Raw genomic sequence first — 6,057 nt, 5'->3', positions numbered from 1 at the left:
GCCGAGCGACGTGATGGTCCGGGGGTGGGCGGGCAACGTTCCCCTTCATGCCCCACGCGAATCCCCTGCGGCAGGTGATGTGATGACCACGGCGACGACGGCGACGCTCCGGACGCCGCCCGCCCGGACCGGCCAGACGACCGCCGGGTCCCCCGCACCGGCCGCCCCGCCCGCCCTGCCGTCGCTCACCGGGCTGCGCTGGATGGCGGCGCTGCTGGTGTTCGGACTGCACGTGCACAACTTCGGCTGGTTCGGCGGCACCGGTGGCCGCCTCGTGTCCTGGGCCTTCGGCGCCGGTGCCACCGGAGTGTCGTTCTTCTTCGTGCTGTCCGGATTCGTACTGACCTGGTCGGCGCGGCCCCGCGACCGCGCGCTCGCCTTCTGGCGGCGGCGCATCGCGCGGATCTACCCGGTGCACCTGGCGACCCTCGCCGTCGCGCTCGTCATGGCGTACACGCTGGCGCACCAGGCCCGGCCGACGGCGAAGCAGACACTGGCGAACGCGCTGCTGCTGCACTCCTGGTGGCAGCCGTGGTGGCAGACGCTGAACCCGGTGAGCTGGTCCCTGGCCTGCGAGGCGTTCTTCTACGCCGCCTTCCCGCCGCTGATCCTGCTGCTGCGCCGGCTCGGCGCGCGCGGCTCGGCCGCGCTGGGCGCGCTGTCGGTGGCCGCGGTCCTGGTGCTGGCCTGGGCGGACGCCCACCACTGGTGGACCCACTCCGTCTACTCCTTCCCGGCCGCGCGGCTGCCCGAGTTCGTGCTCGGCGCGGTCACCGCGCGGCTGGTGCTGCTCGGCCGCTGGCGCGGGCCCGGCCTGGAGGCGTCGCTCGCCCTGGCCGTCATCGGCTACTTCCTGGTCCCGCAGGTCACGCCCGGCTACTCCGCCACCGTCTGCACCATCGCCGGCTTCGCCCTGCTCATCCCCGCGGCGGCCGTCGCCGACCTGCACGGCCTGCCGTCCCTGTGGCGGCGCCGGCGGATGGTACGGCTCGGGGAGCTGTCGTTCGCCTTCTACATGATCCACCTGCTGGTGCTGCGCGCCGCGACGGAGGTGCTCGGCAAGAAGCCCCACTTCGGCGCCCTGGCGGGGCTCGCGGTCACCGCGGTCGCGTTCACCGTCTCGCTCGGCCTGTCGTGGCTGCTGTACGAGGGAGTGGAGCGTCCGGCACGGCGCCTGCTGCTGCGCCGCCGGCGGCCCTCGCGACAGCCGGGCCCGGTACCGGCCCGCCGGGAGGCTCCGGTACCGGCGCGCGACTGACCGCGGCACCGGCTCGGCTGGGCGGGGAATCACCCGGTGTGTCCCGCGGCACGCCGTGGGACACACCGCCGCAGGTCGCACGCGCGGGTGACGTCGGCAACAGCGAGGAGAGTCCCGCGGCATCCGGGGTAGGCGGCTCCCCGACACGGGCCCGTCGGCGCACACCGGCGGGCCGCCACGCGAACGCGACCGAGGGAGCCGAGCGACGTGCGCGGGAAACGCAGCGGGACGACCGTACGGCCGGCGGTCCGGCGCGCCACGGTGCCGCGCGCGGCGGCACGGCGGGCGACGGCCCGGCCGCCCGCCGCCGGTGCCCTGCGCCCGGCGTTCGGGGCAGAACGCCCTGGTCACGGGCGAAGTTGGCGTGAAGTCGGTGCCGGGAGCGGGTTTGGCCGGTCAGACACCGCGAGCTACGGTAGGCGATCGGCGATGATCGGCTCCGGGGAGCCCGCCGACCGGCGGACCTGGCTGTGCGAGAGGAGAGGATGAGAGTGTCCGAGCAGGACGCGGCAGCATCGGCACCGCGGGTGGTGAGTTCCTTCCTGGAACAGCGCAGGGAGCAGATCGCCCAGCGCTGGGCCGACGCCCCCTTGTTCCGCTCGGTGTTCACCGTCTCCCGGGACGAGGCCGTCGAGGCGTGCAAGGCCGTCGTCGACGCGCTGTCCGAAGCGGCCGTCAGCGGGCGGCTGGAGGACATCAAGGCCCCCGGCCTCGACGCCGTACGCGATCAGCTGGGGCGCATGTCCGCGACCCTGGCCCGCACCGGGTCCACCCCGGCCCAGATCGCCGACGAGGTGGCCGGGCTGCGCGCCTCCGCGGTGGAGCTGCTGCGCGAGGAGTTCGCCGACCCCTCCGCCGCGCAGGCCCAGGAGGCCGTGCTGGCGCTGACCCTGCTGCTGGGCACGTTGCGCCTGGTGGTGATGGAGACGGCGCTGGACGCGAACGCCGAGCTGATCGAGCGGCAGCGCCAGCAGCTGCTCGAAGTGGCCACCCCGGTCATCAAGCTGTGGGAGGGCACGGTCGCCGTCCCGCTGATCGGGACGCTGGACAGCGCACGCAGCCAGGTGGTGATGGAGTCGCTGCTGGAGGCCATCGTCGACCAGCGGGCCCGGTACGCGATCCTGGACATCACCGGGGTGCCGACGGTGGACTCGCTCGTCGCCCAGCACCTGATGAAGACGGTGGCCGCGGCGCGCCTGATGGGTGCGGAGTGCATCGTCTCCGGGATCCGTCCGGCCATCGCGCAGACCATCGTGCAGCTCGGCATCGACCTGGGCTCGGTGCTCACCCGGGCCTCGCTGTCCGACGCGCTGGCCTACGCGCTGGGCAAACAGGGCATCGAGGTGTCCCGTTCGGACGCGGGTGCGAGCGCCCGGTGAACCAGCCCGTTCCCGGCCAGCCGGCCCAGATCCCGGTGCTCGCCCTGGGCGACGTCCTGCTGGTGTCCCTCCAGGGCGAGCTGCACGACGGCATGGCCGAGCAGTTGCAGCACGACATCACGAGTCGGATCGCCACCCACCGGGTGAAGGGTGTGGTGCTCGACATCTCGGGGGTGGACATGGTCGACTCGTTCCTCGGCCGGGTCCTCGCGGAGATCGCCTCCACGGCCAGCCTGCTGGCGGCCCGTACGGTGCTGGCCGGCATGCGCCCCGCCGTGGCGATCACCCTGGTCGAGCTGGGGCTCACCCTGCCCGGCCTGGTCACCGCCCTGGACGTCGACCGCGCCATGGAACTGCTGTCCCAGAGGGGGAGCTGATGCAGCCGTCCGGCCAGGCGTCCGCGACGAGCCTGCCCATCGGCTCGGACGCGGATCTGGCCTGGGTCCGGCAGCAGGTGCGGCAGTGCGCGGCGCAGCTCGGTTTCGGCCTGGTGCAGCAGACCAAGCTGGTCACGGCGGCCAGCGAGCTGGCCCGCAACACGCTGGTGCACGGCGGCGGCGGGCGAGCGGAGATCACACCGCTGGACAACGGCCGCAGCCGGGGCCTGCGCATGTGTTTCATCGACAACGGCCCGGGCATCCGCGATCTGGAACTGGCCATGACCGACGGCTACACCACCGGCGGCGGCCTCGGACTCGGGCTGAGCGGAGCGAAGCGGCTGGTGCACGAGTTCAGCGTCGACACCGAGCCCGGCCGCGGCACGACCGTCACGGCCGTCGCCTGGGTGGCCCAGGTGCCCGCGTCACGCCCGGGGGTGGAATGAGCCGGGTGTGGGAGGTCCCGGTGCACGACTCCACGCGGGTCCGGGACGCCCGGATCGCGGCGCGCGAGGCGTGCGGGGACGCGGGCCTCGACGCCGCGCGCACGGCGGTGGCGGAGCTGGTCGCCACCGAGCTGGCCACCAACCTGCTCAAGCACGCGGGCGGGGGCCGCATGGTGGTGAACCTCGTGGCGCCGCCGACGGACGGGGCGGGCACGTCGGTGCAGTTGTTCTCGCTCGACCACGGTCCGGGCATCGCCGACGTCGGCGCCGCGCTGGGGGACGGCTGGTCCACCGCCGAGGGCTCGCTCGGCGCGGGCCTGGGCAGCTGTCTGCGCAGCGCCAACGCCTTCCATCTGTACAGCCTGCCGGGCCGTGGGACGGTGGCGGCGGCCCGGATCGACGCGGCGGCCGACCGGCGGGGGACCTCGGCCCCGCCCGTGCCCGCGGGCGGGATCACGGTCTCCCTCGGGCAGGCCGAGCAGTGCGGTGACGCCTGGAGCTGGGTGCGCTCCGGGAGTCTGCTGACGCTGCTGCTCGCGGACGGTCTCGGACACGGTGCCAAGGCCGCGCACGCCTCCTCGGCGGCGATGGCGGAGCTGCGCCACTGCGCGCACCTGCCGCCGCCGGACATCCTGCGCCGGCTGCACACGGCGCTGCGGCCGACCCGGGGCGCGGCGGTCGCCGTGGCCCAGGTGGACACGGAGCACGCGGAACTCAGCTTCGCCGGGGTCGGCAACGCCGGTGCCCGGGTGCGCACCGAGGACTCCTGGACGTCCCTCGTCTCCCATCCGGGGATCGTCGGGGCGTACTTCCCGGCGCAGGTCCCTGTGCGCCGGGTGCCGTGGCGTCCGGACAGTCTGCTCGTTGTGCACAGCGACGGGCTGCCCAGCCGCTGGAAGCCGCCTGAGGACCCCCGGCTGATCGGCCACGACCCGTCGGTGGTGGCCGCGACGATCCTGCGTGACGCCGGCAGCCCCGCCCGCCCCGTACGCGACGACACCAGCGTGGCCGTACTGGCCCCCGACCGCCGGACCCGCACCCATGACAGCCGCCTCTGAGAACTGGACCATCGCCTCCGCCGCCGACGCGGCCCGTGCCCGTGCCCTGCTGGGGCGGCTCCTCACGGACGCCGGGGTGCCCGCGCTCGACCGCGCCCGCTTCCTGACCGCGCTGGGTGTCCGGCTGCGCCGCGGCCTCGGCGCGGGCGGCGCCGACCTGACCGTGACCGCCGGCCCGGGCGGACGGCTGCGGGTCGCCCTGACCGGTCCGGAGCCCTGGCAGCAGACGCTGCGCTGCCCCTGCCCGCTGTCCGGACCGCTGCCAGGACCGGACGACGTCCCGCTGGCCGAGGCGCTGCTGGACGCCGACGCGGACGCCGACGCCCTGCTGGTCCGTCTGACGGAGACCGAGGACCTTCTCCGGTTCCACCGGGAGGAGCTGCACCAGACGAACCAGGGGGTGCTGGCGCTGCACGCCGAGCTGGAGGCGGCGGCGCTGGCCCAGCGTGAACTCCTCGATGCCGAGCGGTCGGCGCGCGCCGAGGCGGAGAAGGCCCGCCGTCTGCTGACCTTCCTGGCCAACGCGAGCGCGGTGCTGAACGCCTCCCTCGACCACGAGGACATCCTGCGCCGGCTGCCCGAGCTGCTGGTCCCGGAGTACGCGCGGCACGTCGACGTCTGGCTCGTGGACGACGAGCGCACTCCGCCGGGCGAGCGGGCGGCGGCGGCGGTGACGGCGGCCCGCACCGGCCGTCCGCAGCACGCGGGGGCCCGTCCCGGTGAACTCCCGGGCGTGCACGACCTGCCGGCCTCCGCGCTCTCCCCGGACCGGCCGCTGCTGTGCCTGCCGCTCGGCGCGCGTACCGTGCAGGGCGTGCTGACGCTGGCCGCGCCCGGGGACCGCTTCGACCCGGACACCACCGTGATGCTGCTGGAGCTGGCCCGGCGGGCGGGCATCGCCCTGGACAACGCCCGCCAGTACGAGCAGCACCGGGACGTCGCCGAGGCCCTGCAGCGGGCCCAGCTCACCGAACTGCCCGCCACCCGGGGCCTGGACCTGGCCGCCCGCTATCTGCCGGCGACGCACGGTCTGAACATCGGCGGCGACTGGTACGACGCGTTTCCGCAGCCGGACGGCAGTGTGCTGGCGGTGATAGGGGACGTCACGGGGCACGGGCTGCGCGCGGCGGTCATCATGGGCCAGCTGCGCACCGCGCTGCGCGCCTACGCCGTCGAGGGCAACGGCCCGGCACGGATCCTCACCCTGCTGCACCGGATGCTCCGCCACCAGCAGCCGGAGCTGTACGCGACCTGTGCGATCGCCCGGTTCACGCCCGGTGAGCCCGGGGTGGTGTGGGCCGCCGCCGGGCATCCGCCGGCCATCGCGCGCGGCCCCCGGGGCGAGGTGCGGGTGCTGGACGCCAAACCGGGGATCATGCTGGGCGTCCCGGTGCCGTTCACCTACGAGGAGCACACCGTGGATCTGCCGGCGGGCTCCACGCTCGCGCTGTACACGGACGGGTTGGTGGAGCGGCGGTCGGCCGGGATCGACGCGGGCATCGACCGGCTGGCCCTGGCCATGGAGTCGCTGCGCCGGGC

6 protein-coding genes are annotated in these 6,057 nt (G+C 74.9%); all 6 read left to right on the top strand.

Annotated features, from left to right (window positions below; translation table 11 throughout):
- Window positions 1-82: 82 nt before the first annotated feature.
- Window positions 83-1,258 carry an acyltransferase family protein gene (locus CCN44_RS38515; RefSeq protein ID WP_086703490.1) on the top strand — a complete coding sequence of 392 codons (1,176 nt, stop codon included), beginning with the start codon at window positions 83-85 and terminating at the stop codon, window positions 1,256-1,258.
- Between the two features lie 485 nt (window positions 1,259-1,743).
- Entirely contained in the window at window positions 1,744-2,637 is an 894-nt protein-coding gene (locus CCN44_RS38510; RefSeq protein ID WP_059246989.1) for an STAS domain-containing protein, read from the top strand.
- Complete coding sequence (locus tag CCN44_RS38505) at window positions 2,634-3,014, top strand: STAS domain-containing protein (protein ID WP_059246987.1); 381 nt, start codon at window positions 2,634-2,636, stop codon at window positions 3,012-3,014. Before CCN44_RS38510 ends, CCN44_RS38505 begins: the two co-directional genes overlap by 4 nt.
- Window positions 3,014-3,460, top strand: a complete 447-nt coding sequence (locus CCN44_RS38500) for an ATP-binding protein (RefSeq protein WP_086703486.1) — start codon at window positions 3,014-3,016, stop codon at window positions 3,458-3,460. Before CCN44_RS38505 ends, CCN44_RS38500 begins: the two co-directional genes overlap by 1 nt.
- On the top strand, window positions 3,457-4,518 hold the full coding sequence (locus CCN44_RS38495; protein ID WP_189396948.1) for an ATP-binding SpoIIE family protein phosphatase: 1,062 nt from the start codon (window positions 3,457-3,459) through the stop codon (window positions 4,516-4,518). The genes CCN44_RS38500 and CCN44_RS38495 overlap by 4 nt, the downstream gene beginning before the upstream one ends.
- Window positions 4,502-6,057 (top strand): PP2C family protein-serine/threonine phosphatase (locus CCN44_RS38490; RefSeq protein ID WP_107502158.1); only part of this gene is annotated, 1,556 nt, incomplete at its 3' end. The genes CCN44_RS38495 and CCN44_RS38490, both read left to right, overlap by 17 nt.

Origin of the sequence: Streptomyces tricolor, assembly GCF_002155905.1 — a bacterium.
GTDB classification, from domain to species: domain Bacteria; phylum Actinomycetota; class Actinomycetes; order Streptomycetales; family Streptomycetaceae; genus Streptomyces; species Streptomyces tricolor.
This window is presented reverse-complemented; position numbering and strand designations above follow the sequence as displayed.